Annotated in this window: 2 protein-coding genes; one reads left to right on the top strand and one right to left on the bottom strand. The window is 63.2% G+C overall.

Features of this window, described 5'->3' with window-relative positions; translation table 11 throughout:
• On the bottom strand, positions 1–1,884 hold a 1,884-nt coding region (locus ABYB95_RS21140), incomplete at its 3' end, for a DNA topoisomerase III (protein WP_372661549.1).
• An 84-nt stretch (positions 1,885–1,968) separates the two neighbouring features.
• On the opposite strand from ABYB95_RS21140, the gene ABYB95_RS21145 reads away from it, so the two are divergent.
• Complete coding sequence (locus ABYB95_RS21145) at positions 1,969–2,553, top strand: SET domain-containing protein (protein WP_372661552.1); 585 nt, start codon at positions 1,969–1,971, stop codon at positions 2,551–2,553.
• Positions 2,554–2,619: the final 66 nt, after the last annotated feature.

Below are 2,619 nucleotides of genomic sequence, written 5' to 3' on the forward strand. Positions count from 1 at the left end.
CTCGGTCATGGCGGCGATCTCGGCCATGAAAGCGCTGCGGCTCAGCTCGCCGTGCTCCATCTGCGCCAGCTTGTATTCCCACTCGCCGGTCAATTCGGCTTTGGACAGTTCTTCCACGCCCAGGCCACGCAACAGCGTCATGAGCTGGAAAGCCTTGGCCGTGGGAATGATTTCGCGCCCTTCGCGCAACATGTATTTTTCGGCCAGCAAACCTTCGATGGTGGCCGCGCGCGTGGCGGGCGTGCCCAGGCCTTTTTCCTGCATGGCTTCGCGCAGCTCTTCGTCGTCCACCAGCTTGCCCGCGCCCTCCATGGCGCCCAGCAGCGTGGCTTCCGAATAACGCGCCGGGGGTTTGGTCTTCAAGGCCTTGGGGTCGACCTGCTCGGCCTGGACTTTTTCACCCTCGGCCACGGGCACCAGGTTCTGGCCCTTGTCGCCTTCTTTGGCGTCGGTCACGTCTTCGGCCGCTTCCTTGCCGTACACGGCCATCCAGCCCGGCCGGACCAGCACCTTGCCCTCGGTTTTGAAGTTCTGGTTCGCCGCCGTGGTGATGCGCGTGGTGACCATGAACTCGGCGCTGGGAAAAAACACCGCCAGAAAGCGGCGCACCACCAGGTCGTACAGTTTTTGTTCGGCGTCGCTCAGGCCACTGGGTGCCTGCAGCGTAGGGATGATGGCAAAGTGGTCACTCACCTTCTTGTTGTCGAACACGCGCTTGGTGGGCTTGATGTAGCCGTTGTCCAGCGCGGTCTGGGCGTGCGGCGCCAGGTGCTTCATGCCGCTTTTGGACAGCATCTCGAAGGTCTGCTTGACCGTGCCCAGGTAGTCCTCGGGCAGGGCGCGCGAATCGGTACGTGGGTAGGTCAAGGCCTTGTGGCGCTCGTACAGGCTTTGCGCCAGTTGCAGCGTGGTCTTGGCCGAAAAACCGAAACGGCCGTTGGCCTCGCGCTGCAGGCTGGTCAGGTCGTAGAGCAGGCCGCTGGCCTGGGTGGTGGGTTTGGACTCTTCGCGCACCGTGGCGGGCTGGCCGCGCACGGCGTCGGCGATTTGCTGCGCCTCGCGTTCGTTCCAGACGCGGTCGGCCCGCAGCTCCAGATCGGCGTCATCGCCGGTCTGCTTCTTCCAGGCCGGGTCGAACCACTTGCCCGGGTATTCACCCGCCACGGCCTGGAAGGCGGCGTGGATTTCCCAGTAATCGCGGCTCCTGTGTGCGCGGATCTTTTCTTCGCGCTCCACCACGATGGACAGCGTGGGCGTTTGCACCCGGCCCACGGTGGTGAGGAAAAAACCGCCGTCGCGCGAATTGAAGGCGGTCATGGCGCGCGTGCCATTGATACCCACCATCCAGTCGGCTTCGGAGCGGCTGCGTGCCGCATCGGCCAGGCCTTGCATCTGCTCGTCGCTGCGCAGCTTCTCAAAGCCTTCTCGAATGGCCGCAGGCGTCATGGACTGCAGCCACAAGCGGCGCACCGGTTTGCCCAGGGCCTGGTATTGGCCACCCTTGAAGCCGCCCGCGTACTGTTCGATCAAGCGGAAGATCAGTTCACCCTCGCGTCCCGCGTCACAGGCGTTGATGAGTTGGTCCACGTCCTTGCGCTTGACCAGCCTGACCACGGCACCCAGGCGCGACTTGGTCTTGTCGATCGGCTTGAGCTCGAAATAGGGCGGCAGCACCGGCAGGTTGGCAAAGCTCCACTTGCCCCGTTTCACATCAAAGGCCTCGGGCGCGGCAATCTCCACCAGATGGCCCACGGCAGAGGTCACTACATATTGGTCGCTCTCAAAATGGTCATCGTGCTTTTCGAACTTGCCCGCCGTCGGGGTAAGTGCGCGCACGATGTCTTGGGCCACGGATGGCTTCTCGGCAATGACCAGGGTTTTCATCTCTACAATCGGTTTTCTACGCGCGTACACGCGCACATGGGCACGCGCACCCGCGCGCACCTGCATGAATCAACCTTACCAAAAATTTCTGACGTGACGAAAAGCTCCCGCCAAACGCCAGCGCCCGCCAAAACCGCCGCCAAGCCCGCGTCGCGTCGCATCCAGGTTCGCCGCTCCGGCGTCCATGGCCGTGGCGTCTATGCGGGCACCGATCTGGCCGAGGGCGAGACGCTGATCGAATACGTGGGTGAGATCATCACCTGGGACGAGGCGTTGCGCCGGCATCCGCACGACCCGGCCGACCCGAACCACACCTTTTATTTCCACATCGACGAAGAACGGGTGATCGACGCCAAGTTCGGTGGCAATTCCTCGCGCTGGATCAACCACAGCTGCGCACCCAACTGCGAGAGCGAAATCGACGAAGGCCGGGTCTTCATCCGCGCGCTGCGCAACATTCCCGCCGGTCAAGAACTGTTTTACGACTACGGCCTGGTGATCGACGAGCCGTTCACCCCCGAGCTCAAGGCCGAATACCCCTGCTGGTGCGGCGCCGATGCGTGCCGCGGCACCTTGCTGGCACCGAAAGAAAAGGCCAAGGGGAAAAAGAGCAAGAGCAAAAACAAGAGCGACCACAAGGGCAAAGGCGGCGCCAAGCGCAAGGCCTGACCCCCAGGCCGAACCGTGGCCACAACCCCCATCTCCATGCACGCATCCACCCTGAGCCGCCACGCC

It is taken from the genome of Hydrogenophaga sp. (assembly GCF_041633695.1).
Classification (GTDB): Bacteria; Pseudomonadota; Gammaproteobacteria; order Burkholderiales; family Burkholderiaceae_C; genus Hydrogenophaga.